Raw genomic sequence first — 25167 nt, forward strand, 5'->3', positions numbered from 1 at the left:
AACCGTTAATGTTAGAAGTGAAACGGTTGGCAATCGCCTGACCCGCTGCATCGTCCTTCGCGCTGTTGATACGCAGGCCGGAAGACAGACGCTCAATGGCGGTGCCCAAAGAAGACTGGGATTTGTTCAGGTTGTTCTGTGTCATCAGAGACAGGCTATTTGTATTAATTACCGCCATAGTGATATTCCTTCAATGTAGCTAATGAGTATTATTGGCGATTGGACTGAGTTATCGTCGCCATCACAAAAGGCTATCGGCACCTGCGCCGAGAACTTTAATCCGCAATTGAAATCATTCTGCCTTGATGCATAAATATGCACACGATATACCCGTCATTCAGTTCAATAGCGCAAATAGCTGTACTTAATGCCCCGCTATTCCATCCATCACTATTTGTATTTTATGTGTAAACTTTTTTTCCTCCTGGCCGATAACGCTATCACGACACTTGAATATTAAGGATTAGACATGGCAAGTATCAGCTCATTAGGTAGCGGTTCAGGAATGAATTTAAGTGAACTGTTAGACGGTTTGTCTGCAGCAGAACAAAAGCGTCTTACCCCTCTGACCCAGCAACAAACCAGCTTTAAAGGGAAACTATCTGCATTTGGCGTGCTGCAAAACGCACTGGCAAAAGTGGAAACTGCTGCGGCGGCCCTGAAAAAAGCAGACACAATAAACGGCACGTCGGTCAGCAGTAAAAATGAAGCATTTAGTGCAACAACCGACAGTGCTGCCAGCGCCGGTAGCTATAATATTGAAATTTCTCAATTGGCTAAGGCGCAATCCTTGCTATCCGGCAAGATGCCTAACACAAAAGATAATTTGGGCAATAGTAATGAAACAAGAACCATTACTATTACTCAGCCTGGCCAAGAAAAGCCGATGGAAGTTACATTGGCAAAAGATAAAACCTCCCTGAATGATATCCGCGATGCTATCAACAAGCAGGAAGGCAATGTTACCGCCAGTATTATGAAGGGTGATGACGATACCTATTACCTTTCGCTGACTTCAAAAGAAACCGGCACCAAGTCGGAAATGACCGTTAGCGTGACTGGCGATGATGATTTAGGCAAGATCCTGAACTATACGCCGGGAAGCACCAGCACCGATGGCATGAAGCAAACCGTTCCAGCAGCGGATGCCAAATTGAAAGTCAACGGCATTGATATTACTCGTCAAAGTAACGTAATTACCGATGCACCTGCTGGTGTGACGCTTACGTTGAAGAGCGTCACCAAACCTGACACCCCAGAAGTTCTGAGTGTGGTACGCGATCCCAAAGCGACCAAAGATGCGATCCAGGCTTTTGTTGATGCCTATAACTCACTGCAAACCACTTTTAGCTCACTGACCAAATATACCGCGGTTGAAGCGGGTCAAGAGCAGTCGTCCGGCAACGGTGAATTGGTCGGTGACAATACGCTGCGTAATATTCAGACCCAACTGAAAGCCCAGTTATCTTCTGCTCAAGGCGGCGATGTCAAAACCTTAGCTAGCCTGGGGATCACTCAGGATCTTAATGGGAAGCTGAAAATCGACAACGAGAAACTGGATAAAGCGCTGAAAGAAAAACCAGGCAGCGTTAACCAGTTCTTTGCCGGGGACGGTGAAACTACCGGGTTTGCTACCCAAATGGATAAACTGCTGAATGGTGCCCTTGATACCTCGAAAGGTACGCTGAAAAGTGCAACCGACGGGATCAACCGTTCATTGAAAAATCTGGATAAACAGGTTATTTCAACAACAGCCAATATCAATGCCACGATTGAACGCTACAAGATCCAGTTCGGTCAGCTAGATAAATTGGTTACCTCGTTCAAAAACACAGGCAACATGCTGTTGGCACAATTTAAATAACAAAGGATAGAAAACATGTACAACCGGTCAGGGAGCCAGGCTTACGCACAGGTAGGATTGGAAAGCGGAGTCATGAGCGCCAGCCCCCACCAGTTGATCGTGATGCTGTTCGACGGGGCGCAAAGCGCCCTGGTTCGCGCACGTATTTTGATGAATCAGGGGGAGATTGCCGCAAAGGGATTAGCTATTTCCAAAGCTATCAATATTATTGATAACGGCCTGCGTACTGGGCTTGATATGGAAAAAGGCGGCGAGCTGGCAGAAAATCTGTCAGCGTTGTATGACTATATGTCACGTCGCTTACTGCATGCCAATTTGCATAATGACGAGCAGGCTATTGTCGAAGTCGAAGCCTTGCTTGAAAATATTGCTGATGCCTGGCGGCAGATCGGCCCCAATTATCAACCCAATTAGGACCCCATTTAATGGAACGTCACCAGCACCTTCTATCCGAATATCAACATATCCTGACCCTCAGTGAACAAATGCTTGCCTTTGCAATTGAGGGAAATTGGGATGCGCTGGTTGATCTGGAAATGACTTATCTGAAAGCTGTTGAGAGTACCGCCAACGTGACCATTTCTTCTTGTTCGTCTCTTTCACTGCAAGAGATATTAAGAAAGAAATTAAAAAACATTTTAGATAATGAAACTGAAATTAAGCGCTTATTACAGCTACGCCTTAATGAATTAAGCGAACTGGTCGGACAATCAACCCGACAACAAGTGGTAAATAATACTTATGGTCAGTTCCCAGACCATGCGGTGTTATTAGGTGAAACACAATAGCGATGGTTTTATCAACATAACAACAAGATAGATATTCTCATTTTACATTCGAATGAAATCATTAACATTGCAAGTAATGTTTTTTTATTACTCCGGATGAGCGTGATTTTATCGGTGTGTTTGCCCTGTTTACATGGCTATTTGTGTGCGCCAACAAACCAGTTTTTTTTCTCGACGAAATAGCACTACGCACTAAATTTGTATTAAAATAAGTTGCTTGTCTGGTGCGCAACGCGTAAAGATATTCTCAGGTAAAGACTGTGAAATGAATATCGATGGAACGTACAATTAATCTATGTTCGGGGATTGGCAGTTCAAGGCATGTTATTCAACATACTGAACTTGCACTCACCTCGATTTATATACAACACCCACTGCTGATTATGGTTAACCACGGCCATAAGGTTATTCGCTGGGAAAACCAGGAATGTATAATCCTGCCCGGCGAGATGGCCGCTATCAGCGGTGGTCAAACTATAGATATAGTCAACGGGTTATCTGCTGATGGGGTTTTCTTCAGCCATACGCTGAGTATTGAACCTCAGTTAATCAATACATTTGCCCATAATCCCAAAGCCCATGACCTGTCCGTAATACCAGATGTCATGCCGGTGCGTAATCCTGCGCCGGAGTTTATCAATGCTTTCACCAATACTTTTAAGGTATTAGCTGATAACAATGATATTCCGAAGCCCATCATTCGCCATCGCATGGTGGAGCTATTGCTTTGGCTGACCCAGCGTGGCGTTAAGTTCTTAATAAAAGATGCAGAAACGCTGACAGAAAAAGTACGCTGTTGTCTGGCAACCGACCCTCATAAAATATGGACGGTTGCCGAGGTCGCAGAGCGAATGTCTATGAGCGAAGTGGTATTACGACGGAAACTTTCTGCCGAGAACGTTGTATTACGCAATTTAATGATCGATGTCCGCATGACTAGCGCATTAACGCTGTTACAAGCGACCGACTGGCCGATATCATTAATTGCCAACCGCGTCGGCTATGAAAGTTCATCACGCTTTGCAGAGCGATTCCGTAAACGTTTTGGCTTCGCGCCAACAGCCATACGCGGCCACCACCGACTGGCGTCAGGCTCGTTGGAAACAGAGTCGCAATACAATAGTGATTTCAAACCGTCTTATTCCTAGCCTATTCCTGTTATAGAGCAAGGCGGCGGGTAAGCTATTTTAAAATGTTTAATGTTATTCTTAGTTGAATCTAGACGCGTTAGCGTATTACCAACCCGCATTTTTTATCTTCGAAAAAATAAATAAAAGAGTTTAATATCAACAAATTAATGATGATACTTATGTCTCTTGAATACAGTTTTTGCAATAACAACTATTATAAAAGTAATCGGAGGTAATCTGCACGCAGGTACCTATGCTACGAATGACTTTGAGTCTTAAAAACCGTTACCCTCTTCATATCCAGATAGCATCCTTATTTACGCTGCTAATTCTGATCATTGGCACCGTCATTATTTTGTTTAATCACCACCAGCTCACCAAACTGACCGAAAGCAGTACTCTGGAACAATATCAAAAAACAGGGAAAGCCATTGCCACAGAACTGGATAGCATTACTCACTCTATGTCTATGTCAGTCAATATCTTAGCTAGCTTACCCATAACCGACAACACCGTCTTTGAACGACAAATGGTCTCGATTGAACGGCTCAGCGAGATTTTAAATTCAAATAAGTATGCCAGTGCTATTTATAGTGGTTATGACAACGGTGATTTCTTTCTGCTAAGGCGAGCCAGTAATACTAATCGCCCTATATTAGGTGCTCCCCCCAATACCGAATGGATAATACAGCGCAGCCAAATAGCCGGTGAATCACCAATAAAAGACTATATTTTCCTTGATGCGAAGCAACAAATAATTGCTAACAGGCGGTTAGAAAAGGATCCTTTCGATCCGCGATTACGCACCTGGTTTACCTCGGCATTGCAGAATAACGGTGTCACTATTTCGCCAGTTTATATCTATCATGCGACTAAAGAACCGGGGATAACCTTTAGCAAAAGAGCGTTAAATAGAAGCTCAGTAGTGGGAATGGATATATCTCTCGCTTCACTGAGTGAGTTCTTACAACAGCAAAATTTACCTATTGGCAGCCAGGCCGTCATTATTGACGCAAAGAATGATGCTATCGCGAGTTTAAATTCAAGAGGAGAGAGTCAAAGTATTAGCCCAGTATTAGTGTCATTGTTAGGCCTCAAAACATCATCTACGGGGGCAACCAGCCAAAGCCATATATTCACCAGTGAACAGCAAGAATGGTATGGCAGCATCATTCCGATAAATGAGAATAAATATCAGTTAATTATTGCCACACCATCGTCGTATCTTACCGCTAATGCTAACCAGATTCGTAATAACTCGACTCTCATTGCCTGCGCGCTCCTGTTATTAACCTTACCCATCATTTGGTTCTTTTCTCTGAGAATATCTCACCCCTTAATACGGCTACGTCAGGATGCCGATGCCATTAGCCATTTACATTTTGATGAACGGGAAAGTGAACCGTCAGTTATTCAGGAAATTGACGAATTACACGCATCAATGAAGAAGATGAAATTGACGCTCAATCAATTTATTTCGATGGGGAATATACTCGCCGCTGGCCACAATTTTGCGGCACAAATGGAAGGTTTATTATTGGAAACCACGCAAATTGCGAGTATGTCCGGCGGTGTTATTTTCCTGAATGATGCCAAAAACCCCGCATTCCTCCCTATCGCCTTTCAATGGAAAAACCAGTCCATTGACGTTAGCAACATGCCTAAACTGGCTATTAGCGATAGCTATTTCACTCCGTTTAATCCTGTGATGTACGGCAGAACCTCATCGGGAATAGTGAATAAAGATAATTTATGGCCTGCCCTGTATGAGGTATTGGCCGACCAGCTTCCTCTGCGTTTTATTATTGCCCCGATACGAGGACATGACGATCATTTACTCGGATTCTTATTACTCTTTGATGATGAGTCGATCAATCACGAAAGGAAGTATTCACGGATACAACTGGTTAATGCGCTAGTCGGTAGCCTGTCCATTTCTGTCGAGGCTCAGCATTTGCTGCAGGAACAAAAAAACCTGCTGGATTCCTTTATCAAGCTGATTGCAGGCGCTATTGATGCCAAAAGCGCTTATACCGGCGGCCATTGTCAACGGGTTCCGGTTATTACCGAAATGCTGGCGAAGGTTGCCGTTGAAATGAAAGAAGGCCCCTTTGCCGATTTCAGTTTAAGTAATGACGAATGGGAAGAACTGCGTACTGCGTGCTGGTTACATGACTGCGGGAAAATTACCACTCCTGAATTTATTGTTGATAAAGCCACCAAGCTGGAAACCATTTATAACCGGATTCATGAAATTCGTATGCGTTTCGAAGTATTAAAACGAGAGAAAGAAATCGATTTTTTACGCCAATGCCTAGCCCAATCTGGGCAAGAGCCAGATTGCTCGCAAATAAATCAGGAATTACGGAAACTGGATGAGGACTACTATTTCATCGCCCAGACCAATATTGGTCAGGAGGGATTATCCGATGAAGCCATTAAGCGCATTCATGATATTGCTCAACACCGCTGGACACGGACGCTCGATGATAGAACCGGCCTAGGCAATGAAGAGATGTCTAGGAAAAACCGCACACCGCAAAAACCCTTACCGGCTCAAGAGCCACTTTTGGCCGACAAAGAGGAACATATTATTTATCGGGACGATAAAATCAAACATCCGGAATATTATGACTTCAAATTGCAACCACCCACTCATCTGTATAACCATGGTGAAATGTATAACCTCAGTATTAGACGAGGGACACTGACGGAAGAAGATCGTTATAAAATCAATGAACACATCATGCAGACGATCATCATGCTGAAAAAGCTCCCCTTCCCTCGTACCATGTCAAACGTACCAACCATTGCCGGTGGACATCACGAAAGAATGGATGGGAAAGGTTATCCTAACCAACTGAATGCCCAGCAGATGAGTCTGACCATGCGTATGATGGCCATTGCTGACGTATTTGAAGCGCTGACTGCAGCAGATCGCCCTTATAAAGCAGGTAAAAAACTGTCCGAGTCATTGAATATCATGGCGAATATGGTTAACGACAATCATCTTGATCGACAATTGTTTATCTTGTTTATCGAATCGGGAATCTGGCAAGACTATGCCAAAACCTATATTCAACCAGAACAAGTCGATCTCATCGATATTACCACTCTGCTACGTAAGGTTGGCACCCCGTAATACCAAGAGATATGACCGTGAGCGCTACGGATACAGATTATGGTGATTAAAGATATCGTTGCTGATAATAGCTCCACGCCGGAATGGGCGTTACCGGCGTGGGATAAAGGCTATTGGCACTTAACGGAATATCGTCAGTGCTGTCTGAAAAATCAATTTGCCTTCACGCAACTGCCAAAGAACATTTCAGTGATCAGCTCATTATTGATAGTTTCACCACTGAGTGTTCTGACTAACAATTCACTCCCCAATAGCTGTAGAGAAAAAACCATATCGGGATTAACTCGCTTAATTTTCGGCTGATTCTGGCTTTCATTGACTAACGAAATTGTTTTCGTCTCTGGCCCTGCCACTTCTTTCGCAGCCAAAAGGGTAAAGACATTCTCGGCATCGCTATTACATAGGGTAATAATATATTTCGCCTTATCTGCACCTGCGACTTTCAAAGTCGCTACGGATGACGGATCGCCAGTCACCACGTCTGCGCCTTTCGGTAACTCCGCCGTTGTTCCGGTAGCCACCACCAGGGTAACCAGTTCGCCACGATCCCGCAGACCTTGATACACATTCAGTGCCAATGGGGTTGTACCGACAATAATAAAATGATTTTTACGTATCACGTGAGAGATCCTGCCTTTAACGATTCGCTGGATATTATGGCTAATCATCGGCCCGACAATGGCTGTAATCGATGCCGCAAATACCGTAATACCCATAATAATAATCGAAAGCGTAAACATGCGAGCATGCGTGGTCGCCGGAACAATATCGCCAAATCCTACCGTTGACATCGCCACTATCGCGAAATAGAACGCCGTCGGTAGATCCTCCACCGCAGGAGAGAATTCAGCGCCTAAATAAAGCGTGCCAATCACCGCGTACAACAATAATGAAGAAATACTGACGATAGCAAATAAGCTGCTACTGGCCAGGCTTTGATGATCGAACTGCCGCCAACAAATCAGTAAGCCAAGAATAATAGCGACGGACAAACCGGTAATATGCACATCACTATTACCGTTCATAAAATTCAGCAATGTCATTGCCAGCAGCAAAAACAGAGTGAAAACCCAAGCAGTACGCGCTTTAAGAGCTAAACCTATCGCCATCAGAATAAGGCTAAGACCAATGACAAAACGGGGAATTTCCAATAGCCCTAACATGGACAACGTTTCTTTCCATGTACCTATGCTACCCAGGGTTTGGGGAACATAACTTAAGGTACGGGAAAGTACCGGCCCTAATATCAGGTAACCGTTAATAGCGACCATGACGGCCAGACAAAAAGTGGGGGATATACGCCCTTTAATCCTGTGAAATAATCTCATCAATAGACTAACCATCAGTGATAAAGTGGCTTCAGTATAGGTTTTATCTGAGTGAAAATATAGGGTTAAGCCGCCGATGACTCTACGACAGATAAAACCCGGAATATATCTCCCGGGTTTATTTCTTTTTTAGGCTGCCCCACTACATTTTATGCTTTGGCTGGCGAGCATCCCATTTGCTCTGATAATACGCCGGGCGTTTTTTTCAATCCCGCCTGAATTTCAGTCGGTAAGTTCGACCACAAAGTTAAACCGGCGCGACGTTCAACGTCACTGACCGTGGCTTGAAAATCACAGAAATTGGCCGTGGCGGGCGTATCCTGATCCAGGATAAAAGTGGCGTAATGATTGACTGCCGGGCTGTTATTGATAAAAATGATTTTCCAGTAACCGCTTGGAATTTGGTGCGGTTTTTTCGCATTAGGCAGTTTTTCCATAGAACGTTCATACAGCGGGCCGGTGACGGTGTAAACCGCGCTAATGTCTGCCCTGTTCGCCAGTTTACGTTCCTGATCTTCCAGCCTCGCCCATGCCCCCTGATTTAACGCGGCTTTTTGCGGTGTAATATTGGACAAATAATTAAGACTCTGCCAGTCAGGGGCAGCGGCCAAACTGGCTAGTGGAGCCTGATGTCCCCGATCGATTTTCAGCACTTGATTCGCATTCTTATAATCATCAGGGCTTAGAGTATCGCTGGCAGGTAAATCAGGATCGGTTTTCCAGTTACGCGGTCGGCTGCTGGCCTGAGTAGATTTTGTAATCTTGTAGGCAACCCAGTTAGCAAACTTAGTACTTGGATTATTGTTCAACGTATAACTATCTCGAACCAGGGTTTCATCACTCTGGCTTCCCGTTGGACACCCTACCGCACAGTTATCTATTCCTGCCATGCCGCGATCTACGCCCAGCAAAGCCTGCGGTACTGGGGGTAATGGCGTCGTGGTACAGGCTGCGACCAACAATACCGGAGCAAAAGCAAAGATTTTACTGCTTAATTTCATACTCATGGATTCATCCTTTTTATTCCAAGATTTGTATGTAAACACAGCATTGATTAATACAACAATTGTGTTGATAACAAATAGTGAGTTTTAACTGTGGCATGACAATATCCCTAGACTCCACCCATTATCACTAAAATGAATGTAATTAAAGGATGTACAAAAAATCAATTAAATCATGTCGAATATAGCATTCGACTATAGCTGTTCCTTTCATGTTAATTGGCCATTCTTATTTAACATTAATTGAAATAAACAAACATATAAATAATAGACGCCAACACATATAATAGCGACGCTTTATAATATAAGGCTTTCCTGCTGACTGATTGAGTCCTTACTGCGGAAACTCCGTTGATTAATTGAGGCTTGATTAATAAATTCAGTTAAACGAAAGATTAATCGAAATTTAAATTAAGGATATTTAATATCATACGCCACATATCATTACTGGCTATTCCGATATTAAGCGCCTGCTGCCTAGGCTTCTTTTAATATGATTCTCTGCCCGTTGTTCAGGCGACGATTTTCACTACCTAAGCCACTAAACAATCGGGGATAAACACCGGCGGGACACCGTATATCATGATGATAATCAGTAAGATAAGAGGGGGTTGCCTTCATGATACTTAACGGAAAGATGGCCATAGCTCACCGTTCTTCGTCGCCTTAAACCGTTATAATCAGGCAGTAGAACAGGGTTATATGAATTGTCCGGAAGCTGACAGCAGGATTACGTCGAATAGCCCCCCTGAATGACTCCACATTATCCTATGACAATGTGGAGTCATTCAGGGAAAAGCATTTCAGTGGCGCTAGGAAATCAGCGTTTTGCTAAGCGTCATAACATAAATAGAAAAATAATGATCAACTCGGGCAGCCCTATCGTTCGGAGCTACCAGTAGCATTGATGACAAGTGGGGAGCCAATAATAATAGAAAATTATAATCCCGTAGTATGTTTAATTACGTACCATACCAGATAACCAACGCCACCTATGGCCGCAAACATAGCAATTCTTTGATTCTTACTCATACATTCATCCTTGTTAGTTAATTATCTTAGTCCATTATATCCATGAAAATAACTTTTCTGCTCTCAACCTTATTTTATGGGCAAGCATCATCTGAATAGCTGCGTTGCCATCAAACGCCCATATTCATCACTTCCTGATAGGCCGAAACCAGCTTATTACGTACCTGAATTCCCATTTGCATGGAGATTGAGGATTTTTGCATATCGACCATCACATCGTTTAAACCAATGCCCGGTTTGCCTAGTTCGAAATTCTGCGCCTGAGTACGAGCCGTTTGCTGCACTTCACTGATTTTACCCAGTGCGGCCTTCAGTTCGCTGGCAAAACCCGGCTCAGCCGGCAGCACTTTGGCCGTTCCTGCCGCCTGTAATGCGCTGACCTGCATTTGTTGCAAAACACCTTCAATACCTTGAATGGACATAAAACCTCAGTAAAAAGCGCGTGCTCAGGACGGATATTCTTTAAGCCCGGCACAGATTGGTATTTTCAGGCTGACACCCTAACACATCATTTTTTAGCTAAACCGGCTAATTAGATACAAAAACATCGCCTTATTGACTCATCAAATTCCCTTAATCCGACAAATAATGGCATGCCCATAAAAGGGGAGACCGGCGATTGCTGCTTTGTCGCTTACGTACCAGGGAGTCTGTTTTGTTTCGATACACTACTTACACAAATACTAACGTCAACGTTGTCCAGCCTGGCAAGGAATGCGTATGAATGCCTCGATAACTGGCGTAGAGAACCGTGAGAATGGCTTTAGCGGGCTGTTGAATCGCCTGCGCGCCAATCCAAAAATTCCGTTACTTATCGCCGCTGCTGCCGCAGTGTCGATCGTTGTCGCCTTAATGTTATGGGCGAAAAGCCCGGATTATCGCGTCCTTTACAGCAATTTGAGCGATCGCGATGGCGGCGCTATTGTCACTCAACTGACTCAGCTCAATATTCCTTATCGCTTTGCCGAAAACGGCGGTGCGCTGCTGATTCCGGCAGACAAGGTGCATGAAACCCGTCTGCGCCTGGCGCAGCAAGGGCTGCCGAAAGGCGGTGCCGTTGGCTTTGAACTGCTGGATCAGGAAAAATTCGGCATCAGCCAGTTCAGTGAACAAATCAACTACCAACGGGCGTTGGAGGGAGAATTATCCCGCACCATCGAAACCCTCGGCCCGGTCATGAACGTACGCGTTCATTTGGCATTGCCGAAGCCTTCGCTGTTTGTTCGTGAACAAAAATCCCCCTCGGCTTCCGTCACACTGGCTTTACAGCCTGGGCGCGCATTGGATGATGGCCAGATTAACGCCATTGTTTATATGGTTTCCAGCAGCGTGGCCGGTCTACCTCCGGGTAACGTCACCGTCGTTGACCAAACGGGCCGCCTGTTGACGCAATCAGATAGCGCCGGTCGCGATTTGAATGCCGCTCAGTTGAAATTTACCAATGAGGTGGAAGCCCGCTTCCAACGCCGCATTGAGTCTATTTTGGCTCCGATGGTCGGTAACGGAAATGTCCACGCTCAGGTCACCGCGCAGGTTGATTTTGCGACCCGCGAGCAGACGGACGAAGAATACAAACCAAACCAACGCCCTGAACAGGGCGCGGTACGGTCACAGCAGCTAAGCCAAAGCGAACAGGTTGGCGGCACGCCAATCGGCGGCGTTCCGGGCGCTTTATCCAATCAGCCTTCGGCCACGCCGGTTGCTCCGATTGAAACTCCGCCAGTTGGCGCAGCGCCGGGGGCTACCGGTGCAGCAGCGAATACCGCCGCAGCCACTGCGGCTAACCGCAACAACACCGCCGGCACTGGCAACCGCAATAGCGTTCCGGGCAGCAGTCGTCGGGATGAAACCACTAACTATGAAGTTGACCGGACTATTCGTCACACCCAGCAACAGGCTGGCATGGTGCAACGCCTGTCCGTCGCCGTGGTGGTTAACTATCTGGATATCGACAAGAAAACCGGCAAGCCGATCGCGCTGAGCAAAGATCAGTTGGCGCAAATTGAGGCGCTAACCCGTGAAGCCATGGGCTTCTCTACCGCGCGTGGCGATACGCTAAACGTGGTCAATACGCCGTTTACCGCAACCGAAGAAACCAGCAGCGCCCTGCCGTTCTGGAAACAACAATCCTTCTTCGAGCAGTTGATGAGTGCCGGTCGTTATCTGTTGATTCTGCTGGTTGCCTGGATTCTGTGGCGCAAACTGGTACGTCCGTTTATCGCTAAGAAACAGGAAGTGAATCCGGCGATTACTGCGGCTAATAACGCAGCGCAGACGGCACAAACCGCTGAAACAGTGAAACAGAGCAAAGAAGAGCTGGCCCTGCGTAAGAAATCACAACAGCGTGTAAGCGCTGAAGTTCAGGCCCAGCGTATCCGCGAACTTGCAGATAAAGATCCACGCGTTGTCGCGCTGGTAATTCGTCAATGGATGAGTACAGACCAATGAGCCTGACCGGAACTGAAAAGAGCGCCATCATGCTGATGACGTTGGGCGAAGACCACGCCGCAGAAGTTTTCAAACACCTCTCGTCGCGGGAGGTGCAGCAACTGAGTACCACCATGGCGAGTATGCGTCAGGTTTCTCATCAGCAATTAATTGACGTGTTAGTCGAGTTTGAAGACGACGCCGAGCAATATGCAGCGCTGAGCGTCAACGCCAGCGAATACCTGCGCGGCGTGCTGGTGAAAGCCTTGGGGGAAGAACGTGCCTCCAGCCTGCTGGAAGATATTCTGGAGTCTCGCGAAACCACCAGCGGCATGGAAACCCTCAACTTTATGGAACCGCAGATGGCTGCGGATCTGATTCGGGACGAGCACCCGCAGATCATCGCCACCATTTTGGTTCACCTGAAACGCGGTCAGGCTGCCGATATTCTGGCGCTGTTCGACGAACGTCTGCGCAACGATGTCATGCTGCGTATCGCCACCTTCGGTGGGGTTCAACCGGCGGCGCTGGCGGAATTGACTGAAGTGCTGAACAACCTGTTGGACGGCCAGAATCTCAAACGCAGCAAAATGGGCGGTATCCGCACCGCTGCCGAGATTATCAACCTGATGAAAACCCAGCAGGAAGAAGCGGTTATGGACGCCATGCGCGAATACGATGGCGAACTGGCACAAAAGATTATCGACGAGATGTTCCTGTTCGAAAATCTGGTTGGCGTCGACGACCGCAGCATTCAGCGTTTGCTGCAAGAGATCGACTCCGAGTCCCTATTGGTGGCATTGAAAGGGTCGGATCAGGCTCTGCGCGAACGTTTCCTCAGCAACATGTCTCTGCGTGCTGCCGAGATTCTGCGCGACGATCTGGCCACGCGTGGGCCAGTGCGTATGTCACTGGTGGAAAGCGAACAGAAAGCGATCCTGCTTATCGTCCGTCGTTTGGCGGAAAGCGGCGAGATCGTAATTGGCGGCGGCGAGGACATCTATGTCTGATCAGCTTAATGCCCTGCCCTGGCAGCCTTGGGCTCCCAAGGATTTCGCCAGTCAGTTTGATGACGCTCCGGCTACCCAGCCGGAAGTCGCGATGACCGAGTTTACCGACGAAGCAGGCGAACCACAGGAACCCGACCAACAGCAGGTGCTGCAAAGTTTGCAACAGCAGGCGGAGCAACAGGGTCGGCAGCAAGGTTTCGCCAAAGGTTTGCAGGAAGGTCTGGATCAGGGCTATCAAACCGGGCTGCTGGAAGGGCGTGAACAAGGTTTGCTGGAAGCGCAGAAACTGCAAGAGCCGATGACCGCTCACTGGCAGGCGCTGGTCGCTGATTTCCAAAATACGCTCGATTCCCTCGACAGCGTCATCGCCTCTCGTTTGATGCAATTGGCGCTGACGGCGGCGAAACAGATTTTGGGGCAACCGGCTATTTGTGACGGCACCGCACTGCTGGGTCAAATCCAACAGCTGATTCAGCAAGAGCCAATGTTTAACGGCAAACCGCAGTTGCGCGTAAATCCGGACGATTTGGCGATGGTGGAGCAGCGCTTAGGCGCCACCCTGAGCCTGCACGGTTGGCGTTTGCTGGCCGACAGCCAGATTCACGCCGGTGGTTGTAAAGTCAGCGCGGAAGAAGGCGATCTGGATGCCAGCGTCGCAACCCGTTGGCATGAGCTGTGCCGCCTGGCCGCACCGGGAGATTTGTAATGACCGCCCGTCTTGGCCGCTGGCTGACTACACTGGATAAACTGGAACAGCGAATCGTTCAGTCGCCTTCGGTTCGGCGCTATGGTCGTCTGACCCGCGCCACCGGTCTGGTTTTGGAAGCCACTGGCTTGCAATTGCCCCTTGGCGCAACCTGCCTGATTGAACGACACGACGGCGGCGAAGTGCAGGAAGTAGAAAGCGAAGTGGTTGGTTTTAACGGCCAGCGCCTGTTTTTGATGCCGTTGGAAGAAGTGGAAGGCATTGTGCCCGGCGCGCGCGTCTATGCACGCATTACCGCCAATGGCGCTTCCGCCAGTAAACAACTGCCTCTCGGCCCTGAATTGCTCGGACGCGTACTGGATGGCAGCGCCAAGCCGCTGGACGGTTTACCCGCGCCAGAAACCGGCTATCGCGCACCATTGATTACGCCGCCGGTTAACCCGTTGCAGCGTACCGCTATCGAACAGGTTCTGGACGTGGGCGTGCGCACTATCAACGCCCTGCTCACCGTTGGTCGCGGTCAGCGTATGGGTCTGTTTGCCGGTTCCGGCGTCGGTAAAAGCGTGTTGCTTGGCATGATGGCACGCTATACCCAGGCGGACGTCATTGTGGTCGGGCTAATCGGTGAACGTGGTCGTGAAGTAAAAGACTTTATTGAAAATATTCTTGGGGCAGAAGGTCGCGCACGTTCGGTAGTCATTGCCGCACCGGCCGACGTTTCCCCTTTATTACGTATGCAGGGTGCCGCTTACGCGACTCGTATCGCCGAAGACTTCCGCGATCGCGGTCAGCATGTGCTGCTGATTATGGACTCCCTGACGCGTTATGCCATGGCACAGCGTGAAATCGCGCTGGCCATTGGCGAGCCGCCTGCCACCAAAGGCTACCCGCCTTCTGTCTTCGCCAAGCTACCGGCGTTGGTCGAAAGAGCCGGTAACGGCGTCAGCGGCGGCGGTTCTATCACCGCTTTCTATACCGTATTGACCGAGGGCGACGATCAGCAAGATCCGATTGCCGACTCCGCCCGCGCCATTTTGGATGGCCACGTGGTGCTGTCCCGCCGTTTGGCCGAATCCGGCCATTATCCGGCTATTGATATCGAAGCCTCCATCAGCCGAGCCATGACGGCGCTGATTGATGAGGATCACTACAGCAAAGTTCGTCAGTTCAAACAGTTACTGGCGAGCTACCAACGCAACCGCGATTTGGTCAGCGTCGGTGCCTACGCGGCAGGGAGCGATCCGCTGCTCGACCGCGCAATCTTGCTTTACCCCCAGATGGAAACCTTCTTGCAGCAAGGAATGTTTGAGCGAAGTAGCTATGAGGATGCCTGTCAGCATCTGAAGGCGCTGTTTCCCGGCTGATTGGCCGTCAGCTCACTGACGCCAATCTTCATTCCGTAATAGATGAGGAATACGATGAAAAGTCAATCACCTCTCGTTACCCTGCGCGACTTGGCGCAGAAGGCCGTCGAAAAGGCCAGTACACAGTTGGGACAGGTGCGTCAATCGTACCTGCAAGCCGAGCAGCAATTGAATATGTTGCTCAACTATCAGGATGAATATCGGGTCAAGCTGAACGATACCTTATCCGACGGGATGGCCTCCTCAACCTGGCAGAATTATCAGCAGTTTATTCAGACGTTGGAATTGGCAATCGATCAGCACCGGCAGCAGCTATTGCAATGGAATCAGCGCGTCGATTTAGCCGTCAAGCACTGGCAAGAGAAACAGCAACGCCTCAACGCGTTCGAAACCTTGCAGGAACGGGCGGAAACCACCCAGCGTCACCATGAAAACCGTATGGATCAAAAATTGATGGATGAGTTTGCCCAGCGCAGCTCACAAAGGAGCCTGAATTCATGAATCTGTCTGTACTGCCCGGTGTTGCGACACCAACCGAAACTGAGGGTGCAGCGTCTTCTTCTATCGCTGCGTTATTCAGCGATGCGGGTTTACCGGCGGATTTTGCCGAGCTGCTAGGCGGCCAATTGAGCCAATTGGCTCAGAAGCTGGATGCCGCCGATGCCAAAGCGCTGAAATCTTCTTTAGCCGCCGTCACCGGTAACATTGCCGATGTCGAAGGGGATAAAACCAGCCAAGGCAGTAGCAAGCTTAACCAGTTGCTGGCCGCATTGGGTGATATCACCGCGACCCTGCCGGCAGGATTAACGGCCGCAGGTCAGACAGGCGAGTCTCATGGCAAGAAAACAACGCCAGAAGACGATCAAAAACTGGAAATTCAGCGCGATAAACCCGACCTGAACCCATTACATACTTTGCTGGCGATGTTGCCCCATCAGGTAGCGACTACACTGGCAAGCGGTAACAGCCTGAAATCAGGGCTGACCGCACAGGATAATCTGAATGCTGGCTCCAAAAGTAGCCCCGCAGGTAAAGGCGAAGCGCTGGGCAGTCTGCTGGGCTTAACCGGTCAGGATAAAGAGCTGGGCGCGCTGTTGAGTACCACTTTGAGTAACGGTAAAAAAGAGGGTGGTAACCCCGCGAATAACCTATTGGCCGAGGTAAAAACCAAAACCGAAAAGGTAGAACTGCGTCAGAACCGCCCTACCGGTCAGACACAGGACAACAGCGCCATAGCCGCCAATAAAACCGCTGCGCTGAGTGCGTTAATCGCCCCGACAGAAGCAGTCAATAGCGGCGAGAAAGCCTTGTTAACCAGCGCTATCACCCCTTCATTACCGCCGGTCTCCAGCCCAATCATGGCTGCGCCTACCGGCGGCCTTGCTTCCGCCCCGGTTGCCGGCCATTTGAGCGCTCAGTTGGGCAGTCAGGAATGGCAGCAGGCGTTAGGCCAGCAGGTATTAATGTTTAGCCGCAACGGCCAGCAAAATGCCGAACTGCGTTTGCATCCGCAGGAATTGGGCGCGCTGCAAATCAGTCTGAAGATCGAAGATAATCAGGCGCAGCTGCACTTCGCCTCAGCTCACGGTCAGGTTCGCGCCGCGCTAGAAGCCGCTCTGCCGGGGCTGCGTCATGCTTTAGCTGAAAGTGGGATTCAATTGGGCCAGAGCAGTGTCAGTAGCGAAGGATCGTCTCAGTGGCAGCAGGCTCAGCAACAGCAGCATCAACAAAATCAGCAAAACTATGCGGCTAATGGCCAGCCTGCTTACGGCGAAAACGCTGAATCGGCTGATTCTCTGACACCGTTGGTGACGCCAGCCGCACTGCAATCTTTAGCATCCGGCAACGGCGGTGTTGATATTTTCGCCTAAAATTGAACAAACGGGCGAGGTAGGCCGTTTTTTCCCACCTATTCTGCCTATTGCCGGCGGTGATACGCGGGATAATCATCACCATTATTCGTTTAACGCGGGTAGGTTGTCAGAAGTTGCCAAGGTGGCGACATCCGTCAACGAGTCATACCCGCGTTATTATGCAGATACACGAAACAGGAATTTGTCTTCCCCATGTCTGATAACACCATCCCGGCCAAGCGTAAAAGTTCAATCTGGGTGATTCTGCTAGTACTGATTGCCGTGGCTTCTGCTGCGGGCGGCGGCTATAGCTGGTGGGTACTGCACAACAGCAAGCCTGCGAACGTTAAACCTGTCCCTGTGGCTCCGGTCTTTATGCCGCTTGATACCTTTACCGTTAATCTGATCACGCCGGACAACAACCTGGATCGCGTGCTGTACATCGGTTTGACTCTGCGCCTGCCAGACGAGAATACCCGTCGCGCGCTGAACGACTATTTACCGGAAGTTCGCAGCCGTCTGCTGTTGTTGCTGTCTCGCCAGACTGCCGAAAGCCTGGCGAACGAAGAAGGCAAACAGCGGTTAATGGCGCAAATCAAAACCGTCCTCAGCCCGCCAATGGTTAAAGGTCAACCTAATCAGGTAATCAGCGACGTGCTGTTTACCGCATTCATACTGCGATAATCATTATGGGCGACAGCATACTTTCACAAGCAGAGATTGACGCACTGTTAAACGGCGACAGCGGAAACGATGAGCCGGTTGCCATAGTCGGCAGTGACAGTGACGTTAAGCCTTACGATCCGACAACCCAGCGCCGCGTGGTGCGTGAGCGTCTGCACGCGCTGGAGATCATTAACGAGCGTTTTGCCCGTCAGTTCCGCATGGGGTTGTTCAACCTGCTCCGTCGTAGCCCGGACATCACGGTAGGCCCGATTAAAATCCAGCCTTACCATGAATTTGCCCGTAACCTGCCGGTGCCAACCAACCTGAACCTGGTACATCTCAAACCGCTGCGCGGCACTGCCCTATTTGTGTTTGAGCCAAGTTTGGTGTTTATCGCCGTCGATAACCTGTTCGGCGGGGATGGCCGTTTCCCGACTAAAGTGGAAGGCCGCGAATTTACCCATACTGAACAACGGGTGATTACCCGCATGCTGCGTTTGGCGCTGGACGCCTACCGCGACGCCTGGGCCGCCATTTACAAGATCGACGTGGAATATGTCCGTTCCGAGATTCAGGTGAAATTTACCAACATCACTACCTCGCCGAACGACATCGTGGTCACCACGCCATTCCACGTGGAAATCGGCGCGCTAAGCGGCGAATTCAATATCTGTATTCCTTTCGCCATGATCGAACCGCTGCGCGAGCTATTGACCAATCCGCCGCTGGAAAACTCACGTCAGGAAGACACCCACTGGCGCGAAACGTTGGTAAAACAGGTTCAACACTCCGAGCTGGAGCTGGTGGCCAATTTTGCCGAGATCTCGCTGCGTTTGTCTCAGATTTTAAAACTGAAACCGGGCGATGTATTGCCGATAGATAAGCCAGACCGGCTGATCGCCCACGTTGATGGCGTACCGGTGCTAACCAGCCAGTACGGTACTCTGAACGGGCAATACGCCCTTCGTGTTGAACATCTGATTAACCCTATTTTGAATGCTCTAAATGAGGAACAGCCCAATGAGTGACCCTAAGCTGCCGTCTGGCGATGGAAAGGAATCCGTGGATGATCTGTGGGCTGATGCGTTTAACGAGCAGCAAGCGACAGAAAAACCAACGGCAACAACTGAAGGCGTATTCAAATCGCTGGAGGCACCGGACGCACTTGGCAATTTGCAGGAAATCGATCTGATTCTTGATATTCCGGTAAAACTGTCCGTAGAGCTGGGCCGCACCAAAATGACCATCAAAGAATTGCTGCGCCTATCGCAAGGTTCAGTGGTTTCTCTGGATGGTCTGGCTGGTGAGCCGCTGGATATCCTGATTAACGGTTACCTGATAGCGCAAGGTGAAGTGGTAGTGGTTGCGGATAAATACGGCGTACGTATTACCGACATCATTACGCCATCTGAGCGTATGCGCCGTTTAAGCCGCTAATGAGTGAAGCACAAACGCCGGTCACCGGTTTCGCCAATTCTCACCCTGGAGTGAGTAGCCAAACAGCCGTTCCCGCGGCACCTGCCCTTCCGGCTGGTGCGGTATTAACGCAGGTTGGCAGCGTTCTCGGCGGCGTTATTTTACTGATTCTGTGCGGTGCCTGGCTGGTAAAACGGCTGGGCTTTGCTCCGCAGGCGCGCAATAACAAATTGCTGAATGTGCGCGCTAGCTGTCAGGTTGGCCAGCGCGAGCGCGTAGTCATTGTGGAAGTAGATAACACCTGGTTAGTGCTGGGCGTCACTTCACAGCAGGTCACTCAGTTGCACACGATGGAACGCCCTCCGGTAGACCCTACCGTCGAGCCAGATACCACTAAACCGGCTGATTTTCGTCAGCTACTGCAAAAAATCCTGAAACACCCGGAAAAATCGGCATGACGTCTCAGCGCCCTGAATTCAAGGCCACTTTTGCCTTAACGGTGCGGATGCGCCGTCTGCTTACCCCCCTATTCACTTTCACCGCCCTGTTGTTCTCACCGGCGGTGTTTGCGCAATTACCCGGTATTATCAGCCAGCCTCTCGCCAACGGCGGGCAAAGCTGGTCACTACCGGTACAAACCTTAGTCCTGATCACTTCGCTGAGCTTCTTACCGGCGGCGTTGCTGATGATGACCAGTTTTACCCGAATCATTATCGTGCTGGGTTTGTTACGTAACGCCCTCGGCACGCCATCGGCACCGCCGAATCAGGTTTTGTTAGGTCTGGCGCTGTTTTTGACCTTCTTTATCATGTCACCGGTGTTCGACAAAGTTTATCAGGATGCTTATCTGCCGTTTAGCCAGGATAAGATCACCATGGACATCGCCATAGATAAAGGCTCGCAGCCGCTGCGGGAATTTATGCTGCGACAAACCCGGGAAACCGATTTGGCGCTGTACGCCCGTTTAGCCAATCTGCCTGCGTTTGAAGGCCCAGAAGCGGTGCCAATGCGTATTTTGCTTCCGGCCTACGTCACCAGCGAGCTGAAAACCGCCTTCCAGATCGGTTTTACCGTATTTATTCCGTTCCTGATTATCGATTTGGTGGTCGCTAGCGTATTAATGGCCCTCGGTATGATGATGGTGCCGCCGGCGACGATCTCGCTCCCCTTTAAGCTGATGTTGTTTGTTCTGGTGGACGGCTGGCAATTGCTGCTAGGTTCACTGGCGCAAAGTTTCTACAGTTAGCCTGAAATTATCTCATCCAGCTCATTTTATACAAAGGTAGGCTATGACTCCTGAATCGGTAATGGCGCTTGGCACTGAAGCGATGAAAATCGCCCTGGCACTGGCCGCGCCGCTATTGCTGGCTGCGTTGGTCAGCGGTCTGTTGGTCAGCCTGCTACAGGCCGCCACGCAGATTAACGAAATGACCCTGTCTTTCATTCCTAAAATTCTGGCAGTCTTCGCCACTTTGGTTATCGCCGGGCCATGGATGCTGAATTTGATTCTGGATTACATGCGTAATCTTTTCACCAGCTTGCCTACGCTGATCGGCTAAACATGCTTTCTTTTGATACCAGCCAGCTTAGCCATTTAGTCAGCCAATATTTTTGGCCGCTGGTTCGTGTATTGGCGCTGATCAGCACCGCGCCGGTTCTGAATGAAAAATCGATCAACCGTAAGGTCAAAGTCGGCCTTGGGGTAATGATTACCTTTCTGATTGCACCGTCCCTGCCGGTCATTGATATTCCCATTTTTTCCGTCGGCGCTATTTGGGTCGCCATTCAGCAAGTGATCATCGGCGTCGCTATTGGCCTGACCATGCAGTTCGCCTTTGCAGCCATTCGTTTAGCGGGAGAAATCATCGGGTTACAAATGGGGCTGTCTTTCGCTACCTTCTTCGATCCCTCCGGTGGCCCCAATATGCCCGTGCTGGCGCGATTGCTGAATCTAATCGCAATGCTGCTCTTTTTGTCCCTCAACGGCCATTTATGGCTGATTTCTATGTTGTCCGACAGCTTCCACACGCTGCCCATTCAGTTTGCGCCCCTAAACGGCGGCGGGTTCCGCGCCTTAACCGAGATCGGTTCTCTGATCTTTATCAGTGGACTTATGCTCGCGTTACCCATGATCACTATTCTGCTCACGCTAAACATGGCACTGGGGATGTTAAACCGCATGACGCCGCAGCTTTCGGTATTCGTGATCGGTTTCCCCCTCACTTTAACCATAGGTATGCTGGTTCTGGGCTTGTTAATGCCGAGTCTTGCTCCCTACTGCGAGCATCTGTTCGGTGAGTTCTTCGATCGTCTGGCCGGTGTTGTTGGCGGGATGGCCTGAAGTTAGCGCCCTCTTTCTCTGAGCCCCATCATTTCACGTCACTAATTACTTGCAGCAATAGCAATAATCACTCTGCCATAACGGATTGTTATAGCGATGCTTTAGGGTTGGAAGTTAACTTGAAACGAGGCTAAAGATGGGGGGACGAATAAAAAGGTGGTATGCCATCCCAAACCTTAGTGGGAAAAGATGACATACCGAAAAGTGCACCCGGTTTAAGTACACTTAAAAGGGGACCCGCCGAGCTGGTCAGCGGGTAAGAACGCAGGGTATTAACGGTTAAGCTGGAACAGGGACATGCCTTGCATATCGCTGAAAGCTTTATACGAAGCCTGTAATGCGGCTTGTTGCATAACGTAGGATGAAATCGCGGCGTTCCAATCTACATCCTGTAAATCGCTAAGCTGTTGTTTGTTTATCAGAGTACGGTCGTCGCCCAGGCTATCCAGACTGTCCAATTCCTGCAATTGGGTACCAATTTCGGCCTGAACGGACAGGATATTATTCAACGAGTTGTCTAACCCGCGAATCCCTTTATCCATCGCATCCGCGGAGAGCTTTTTATCTGCTTCCGATGCGCCATTCATTGGCATTTTCAGCGCGTTCAATACGGTATCGATGGTATTGAAAATATTGCTTTCTGACGCTGGCGTCGTGCCGGTAGCCGGATCCGTTGGCTCCGGACGCGCATTGGCGGTCAGACTCATAAACACGCTGGACCCCGTGTGGCCTACGGTCATGTTACGGAAAGAATCAACCTGTTGAGTCTTAGGCTCATCACCACCGTTATAGGTTACCGCGCCGGTCACCGGATCGGCAACGAAAGGAGGTTTGTCATTCTTGAAACCGCCAAACATGTAGTTGCCGTTGCCATCCGTGGAGTTAGCCTGATTTAACAATTGATCCTTCAGGCCCTGCAACTGAGTTGCGTAAGAAGCTCGGTCATCATCACTCAGGGAGTCTTTACTGGCACTGATCACCAATGCTTGCATTTGCTGCACGGTGCTGGTTGACTGCGCCAAAAAGTTGGTTTCCAAAGATGAAGTCTGGCGCGCATAGCTGCGGCCTAAGGCAAATTGCGCATTCTCAGACTGAGCCTGAGACAGCATGATCACCTGTGAGGCTGCCATGGGATCATCCGATGGGTTAATCACTCGTTTGCCGGTAGAAATCTGTTGGCCAGACTGCAACCACAGAGATTGGGCATCAGTGATGCCGCGCATATTTTGCTGATACAGCATGCTGGTACTAAGGCGCACGATGTCAGTTCCTTTTAGCGTCTGTTCTGCGAGCCGTATCGCAGAACAGTGATTGAGTATTTATCCCCGCAGGGTTCGGTTTAACGAATTTCCAGCAAGGAATTAAACAGAGTCGAAGCCACTTGGATAACCTGCGCATTGGCCAGGTAATATTGCTGGAAACGCTGAAGATTGCCGTACTCTTCATCCAGGTTTACCCCGGAAATGGACTGCTGCTGCTCATCAAGCTGCTTCACGATATTGAACTGCGCGGTACTGTTCACTTTCGCCGTACTGGTTTGGTTACCCACGTTACTGACTAAACCGGCGTAAGCACCGGACAACGTCGCTTTGCCGTTGACCAATTGTTTGTTTTGCAGATCCAGTAACGCCTTGGCGTTGTTATTATCGCCTTTCCCACCGTCTACACCGGTTGGATCCGCGCCCGCAGCAGCAATTTTGGAGGAATCCTTGATTGCCACATCCAGGTTAGAAATGGTATTAGCCACCGGTTTGATGGTGAACTTATCGTTCGCCGCTACGCCTGCGCCGACAGAAACATTCAGGCCATCAAAGCTCAGACTGCCGTCAGCTTCGGTTTTAGGCGCGATTTTACTGTTATCTGATAGACGCGTAACCTGCCAGTTGGTGCCGTCGAATTCCATGCTGTAATCACTGGCCTGCACTTCGCTAGTGTTGCTGTAGCTCACATCCAGATGGCCGGTGCCGGTGTTTTTGGCATTGCTGACGCTGTTTGGCTGAGCAAAGTTGAAGAACTTCTCTCCTGGATCGCCGTTGATATCAAAGCCTTTTTCGTGCTGCTGGTTAAAGCTGTCGGCCATCACCAACGCCAACTGCCCTAATTGGTTGCGAGCGCTATCCAGTGCTTCACTGCGGAATTTCAGCGTACCGCCCAAAGAACCGGATGTAATGCGGGATTCGTCCAGCTCAGCCACACCGCCCAGACCGCGGTCATAACCGATGGTCATACGAGTACCGTCTGCGCTAGAAGGAATTGCACGCATATTATAAGAATTCGACCCCTGTACCAGCGATAAACCACCGGCGAAGGACACGTTATAAGCGTCGCCGTCTTGCTGGGTTACGGTGACAGGAATAATGGTGTTCAGCTCGCTAACCAACTGATCGCGCTGATCGAGCAAAGCATTTGGCTCGCTGCCGCTGCTGCCGCGTAAACGGGTGATCTGGTCGTTAAGTTTGGCGATCTGCTCAGAATAGTTATTAATCTGGTTAACGCTGTCGCTAATTTTCTGGTTAACACCGTTATTCATGTCTTGCAGATATTTATCCGCATTCTTGAATTGGTTTACCAAACCTTCGGCTTTACCCAACACGGTTTTACGCGTCGCGTCGTCATTAGGAAGCGTTTCCAGACCTTTTAGATTGCTGAAAAAATCCTGCATGGTAACGGACAGGCTGTTATTTTTATCCGCCAACAGGTTATCAATCTGCGAGATCTGATTGTAATAAGTTGTCAGACCGGCGCTTTGAGTTTGGGCTGAGCGTAACTGATTATTAATAAAGGAGTTGTACTCACGATTTACGCCGGTCACGTTAACACCATTACCGAGGAAACCCGCTGGAGACAAGGTGCCGCCCGCTTGCGCAAAAATAGCGTTCTGGCGGTTATACCCGGCGACCTGGAAGTTGGTAATATTATTACCCACGGTGCTCAGGGCGTATTGCGCCGCACTCAGACCACTCATCGCGGTATTAATCAGATTGTTGGACATAAAGAAATCCTTTTACGGCAGGCGATCGGTAGTTTGTGTCACCTGCGGTGATGAATAAGGTTACTGTCTGAGGGGTACAAGTCCCCGCGCAGCCTGTAATATTT

23 protein-coding genes and 1 pseudogene are annotated in these 25167 nt (G+C 49.3%); 18 read left to right on the plus strand and 6 right to left on the minus strand.

Going from position 1 to position 25167, the window contains the following annotated elements:
• A pseudogene (locus ACQ4OC_RS16640) lies at positions 1–178 on the minus strand (flagellin FliC); the annotation flags it as partial.
• 291 nt (positions 179–469) lie between these two features.
• Between ACQ4OC_RS16640 and fliD the strand changes: the two are divergent.
• The 5 genes from fliD to ACQ4OC_RS16665 all read left to right on the plus strand — a co-directional run bounded on the left by fliD (position 470) and on the right by ACQ4OC_RS16665 (position 6924).
• Positions 470–1864: a flagellar filament capping protein FliD gene (gene fliD, locus ACQ4OC_RS16645; RefSeq protein WP_064517671.1), complete on the plus strand. Its 1395-nt coding sequence runs from the start codon at positions 470–472 to the stop codon at positions 1862–1864.
• A gap of 15 nt (positions 1865–1879) precedes the next feature.
• Positions 1880–2278 (plus strand): flagellar export chaperone FliS, encoded by a 399-nt coding sequence (gene fliS, locus ACQ4OC_RS16650; RefSeq protein ID WP_038241981.1) that lies wholly within the window; start codon positions 1880–1882, stop codon positions 2276–2278.
• Positions 2279–2289: 11 nt separating this feature from the next.
• Complete coding sequence (gene fliT, locus ACQ4OC_RS16655) at positions 2290–2652, plus strand: flagella biosynthesis regulatory protein FliT (protein WP_064517668.1); 363 nt, start codon at positions 2290–2292, stop codon at positions 2650–2652.
• Positions 2653–2927: 275 nt separating this feature from the next.
• On the plus strand, positions 2928–3800 hold the full coding sequence (locus tag ACQ4OC_RS16660) for a helix-turn-helix transcriptional regulator (protein ID WP_064517667.1): 873 nt from the start codon (positions 2928–2930) through the stop codon (positions 3798–3800).
• A gap of 235 nt (positions 3801–4035) precedes the next feature.
• Positions 4036–6924, plus strand: a complete 2889-nt coding sequence (locus tag ACQ4OC_RS16665; RefSeq protein ID WP_430971425.1) for an HD domain-containing phosphohydrolase — start codon at positions 4036–4038, stop codon at positions 6922–6924.
• Positions 6925–7076: 152 nt separating this feature from the next.
• Here the strand turns inward: ACQ4OC_RS16665 and kch are convergent, their stop codons facing one another.
• The 3 genes from kch to fliE form a co-directional block, all read right to left on the minus strand.
• Positions 7077–8252 carry a voltage-gated potassium channel protein gene (kch, locus tag ACQ4OC_RS16670; protein WP_064517663.1) on the minus strand — a complete coding sequence of 392 codons (1176 nt, stop codon included), beginning with the start codon at positions 8250–8252 and terminating at the stop codon, positions 7077–7079.
• A gap of 149 nt (positions 8253–8401) precedes the next feature.
• Entirely contained in the window at positions 8402–9253 is an 852-nt protein-coding gene (locus tag ACQ4OC_RS16675) for a DNA/RNA non-specific endonuclease (protein WP_430971429.1), read from the minus strand.
• Between the two features lie 1145 nt (positions 9254–10398).
• Positions 10399–10710 (minus strand): flagellar hook-basal body complex protein FliE, encoded by a 312-nt coding sequence (fliE, locus tag ACQ4OC_RS16680; RefSeq protein ID WP_064517658.1) that lies wholly within the window; start codon positions 10708–10710, stop codon positions 10399–10401.
• Positions 10711–11008: 298 nt separating this feature from the next.
• Between fliE and fliF the strand changes: the two genes are divergently transcribed.
• The 13 genes from fliF (at position 11009) to fliR (ending at position 22071) form a co-directional block, all read left to right on the plus strand.
• Positions 11009–12736: a flagellar basal-body MS-ring/collar protein FliF gene (gene fliF / locus ACQ4OC_RS16685; protein ID WP_064517656.1), complete on the plus strand. Its 1728-nt coding sequence runs from the start codon at positions 11009–11011 to the stop codon at positions 12734–12736.
• Positions 12733–13725 (plus strand): flagellar motor switch protein FliG, encoded by a 993-nt coding sequence (fliG, locus tag ACQ4OC_RS16690; RefSeq protein WP_049597523.1) that lies wholly within the window; start codon positions 12733–12735, stop codon positions 13723–13725. Before fliF ends, fliG begins: the two co-directional genes overlap by 4 nt.
• Entirely contained in the window at positions 13718–14431 is a 714-nt protein-coding gene (gene fliH / locus ACQ4OC_RS16695) for a flagellar assembly protein FliH (protein WP_064517654.1), read from the plus strand. The genes fliG and fliH overlap by 8 nt, the downstream gene beginning before the upstream one ends.
• Positions 14431–15795: a flagellar protein export ATPase FliI gene (fliI, locus tag ACQ4OC_RS16700; protein ID WP_064517652.1), complete on the plus strand. Its 1365-nt coding sequence runs from the start codon at positions 14431–14433 to the stop codon at positions 15793–15795. The genes fliH and fliI overlap by 1 nt, the downstream gene beginning before the upstream one ends.
• A 54-nt stretch (positions 15796–15849) precedes the next feature.
• Positions 15850–16296: a flagellar export protein FliJ gene (fliJ, locus tag ACQ4OC_RS16705; RefSeq protein ID WP_064517650.1), complete on the plus strand. Its 447-nt coding sequence runs from the start codon at positions 15850–15852 to the stop codon at positions 16294–16296.
• Positions 16293–17666 (plus strand): flagellar hook-length control protein FliK, encoded by a 1374-nt coding sequence (locus ACQ4OC_RS16710; RefSeq protein ID WP_064517648.1) that lies wholly within the window; start codon positions 16293–16295, stop codon positions 17664–17666. The genes fliJ and ACQ4OC_RS16710 overlap by 4 nt, the downstream gene beginning before the upstream one ends.
• A gap of 195 nt (positions 17667–17861) precedes the next feature.
• Positions 17862–18332: a flagellar basal body-associated protein FliL gene (gene fliL, locus ACQ4OC_RS16715; RefSeq protein WP_064517646.1), complete on the plus strand. Its 471-nt coding sequence runs from the start codon at positions 17862–17864 to the stop codon at positions 18330–18332.
• A 5-nt stretch (positions 18333–18337) separates the two neighbouring features.
• Positions 18338–19342 carry a flagellar motor switch protein FliM gene (gene fliM / locus ACQ4OC_RS16720; RefSeq protein WP_049597517.1) on the plus strand — a complete coding sequence of 335 codons (1005 nt, stop codon included), beginning with the start codon at positions 18338–18340 and terminating at the stop codon, positions 19340–19342.
• Positions 19335–19751 (plus strand): flagellar motor switch protein FliN, encoded by a 417-nt coding sequence (fliN, locus tag ACQ4OC_RS16725; protein WP_049597516.1) that lies wholly within the window; start codon positions 19335–19337, stop codon positions 19749–19751. Before fliM ends, fliN begins: the two co-directional genes overlap by 8 nt.
• Positions 19751–20188, plus strand: a complete 438-nt coding sequence (fliO, locus tag ACQ4OC_RS16730; RefSeq protein ID WP_064517644.1) for a flagellar biosynthetic protein FliO — start codon at positions 19751–19753, stop codon at positions 20186–20188. The genes fliN and fliO overlap by 1 nt, the downstream gene beginning before the upstream one ends.
• 47 nt (positions 20189–20235) lie before the next feature.
• Entirely contained in the window at positions 20236–20976 is a 741-nt protein-coding gene (fliP, locus tag ACQ4OC_RS16735) for a flagellar type III secretion system pore protein FliP (RefSeq protein WP_064518546.1), read from the plus strand.
• 43 nt (positions 20977–21019) lie between these two features.
• Positions 21020–21289, plus strand: coding sequence for a flagellar biosynthesis protein FliQ (gene fliQ / locus ACQ4OC_RS16740; protein ID WP_049597514.1), 270 nt, complete (start codon positions 21020–21022; stop codon positions 21287–21289).
• 2 nt (positions 21290–21291) lie between these two features.
• Positions 21292–22071 carry a flagellar biosynthetic protein FliR gene (gene fliR / locus ACQ4OC_RS16745; protein ID WP_064517642.1) on the plus strand — a complete coding sequence of 260 codons (780 nt, stop codon included), beginning with the start codon at positions 21292–21294 and terminating at the stop codon, positions 22069–22071.
• A gap of 272 nt (positions 22072–22343) precedes the next feature.
• Here the strand turns inward: fliR and flgL are convergent, their stop codons facing one another.
• On the minus strand, positions 22344–23330 hold the full coding sequence (gene flgL, locus ACQ4OC_RS16750) for a flagellar hook-associated protein FlgL (RefSeq protein WP_120806733.1): 987 nt from the start codon (positions 23328–23330) through the stop codon (positions 22344–22346).
• An 80-nt stretch (positions 23331–23410) separates the two neighbouring features.
• On the minus strand, positions 23411–25063 hold the full coding sequence (gene flgK / locus ACQ4OC_RS16755; RefSeq protein ID WP_064517640.1) for a flagellar hook-associated protein FlgK: 1653 nt from the start codon (positions 25061–25063) through the stop codon (positions 23411–23413).
• Positions 25064–25167 lie beyond the last annotated feature (104 nt).

Origin of the sequence: Yersinia sp. J1 (assembly GCF_050586585.1) — a bacterium.
Classification (GTDB): Bacteria; Pseudomonadota; Gammaproteobacteria; order Enterobacterales; family Enterobacteriaceae; genus Yersinia; species Yersinia entomophaga.

Excerpts from the sequence above, each read along its gene's own strand:
- fliD (WP_064517671.1), top strand. The coding sequence starts at position 470 with ATGGCAAGTATCAGCTCATTAGGTAGCGGTTCAGGAATGAATTTAAGT.
- fliS (WP_038241981.1), top strand. The coding sequence starts at position 1,880 with ATGTACAACCGGTCAGGGAGCCAGGCTTACGCACAGGTAGGATTGGAA.
- fliT (WP_064517668.1), top strand. The coding sequence starts at position 2,290 with ATGGAACGTCACCAGCACCTTCTATCCGAATATCAACATATCCTGACC.
- ACQ4OC_RS16660 (WP_064517667.1), top strand. The coding sequence starts at position 2,928 with ATGGAACGTACAATTAATCTATGTTCGGGGATTGGCAGTTCAAGGCAT.
- ACQ4OC_RS16665 (WP_430971425.1), top strand. The coding sequence starts at position 4,036 with ATGCTACGAATGACTTTGAGTCTTAAAAACCGTTACCCTCTTCATATC.
- kch (WP_064517663.1), bottom strand. The coding sequence starts at position 8,252 with ATGAGATTATTTCACAGGATTAAAGGGCGTATATCCCCCACTTTTTGT.
- ACQ4OC_RS16675 (WP_430971429.1), bottom strand. The coding sequence starts at position 9,253 with ATGAAATTAAGCAGTAAAATCTTTGCTTTTGCTCCGGTATTGTTGGTC.
- fliE (WP_064517658.1), bottom strand. The coding sequence starts at position 10,710 with ATGTCCATTCAAGGTATTGAAGGTGTTTTGCAACAAATGCAGGTCAGC.
- fliF (WP_064517656.1), top strand. The coding sequence starts at position 11,009 with ATGAATGCCTCGATAACTGGCGTAGAGAACCGTGAGAATGGCTTTAGC.
- fliG (WP_049597523.1), top strand. The coding sequence starts at position 12,733 with ATGAGCCTGACCGGAACTGAAAAGAGCGCCATCATGCTGATGACGTTG.
- fliH (WP_064517654.1), top strand. The coding sequence starts at position 13,718 with ATGTCTGATCAGCTTAATGCCCTGCCCTGGCAGCCTTGGGCTCCCAAG.
- fliI (WP_064517652.1), top strand. The coding sequence starts at position 14,431 with ATGACCGCCCGTCTTGGCCGCTGGCTGACTACACTGGATAAACTGGAA.
- fliJ (WP_064517650.1), top strand. The coding sequence starts at position 15,850 with ATGAAAAGTCAATCACCTCTCGTTACCCTGCGCGACTTGGCGCAGAAG.
- ACQ4OC_RS16710 (WP_064517648.1), top strand. The coding sequence starts at position 16,293 with ATGAATCTGTCTGTACTGCCCGGTGTTGCGACACCAACCGAAACTGAG.
- fliL (WP_064517646.1), top strand. The coding sequence starts at position 17,862 with ATGTCTGATAACACCATCCCGGCCAAGCGTAAAAGTTCAATCTGGGTG.
- fliM (WP_049597517.1), top strand. The coding sequence starts at position 18,338 with ATGGGCGACAGCATACTTTCACAAGCAGAGATTGACGCACTGTTAAAC.
- fliN (WP_049597516.1), top strand. The coding sequence starts at position 19,335 with ATGAGTGACCCTAAGCTGCCGTCTGGCGATGGAAAGGAATCCGTGGAT.
- fliO (WP_064517644.1), top strand. The coding sequence starts at position 19,751 with ATGAGTGAAGCACAAACGCCGGTCACCGGTTTCGCCAATTCTCACCCT.
- fliP (WP_064518546.1), top strand. The coding sequence starts at position 20,236 with ATGCGCCGTCTGCTTACCCCCCTATTCACTTTCACCGCCCTGTTGTTC.
- fliQ (WP_049597514.1), top strand. The coding sequence starts at position 21,020 with ATGACTCCTGAATCGGTAATGGCGCTTGGCACTGAAGCGATGAAAATC.
- fliR (WP_064517642.1), top strand. The coding sequence starts at position 21,292 with ATGCTTTCTTTTGATACCAGCCAGCTTAGCCATTTAGTCAGCCAATAT.
- flgK (WP_064517640.1), bottom strand. The coding sequence starts at position 25,063 with ATGTCCAACAATCTGATTAATACCGCGATGAGTGGTCTGAGTGCGGCG.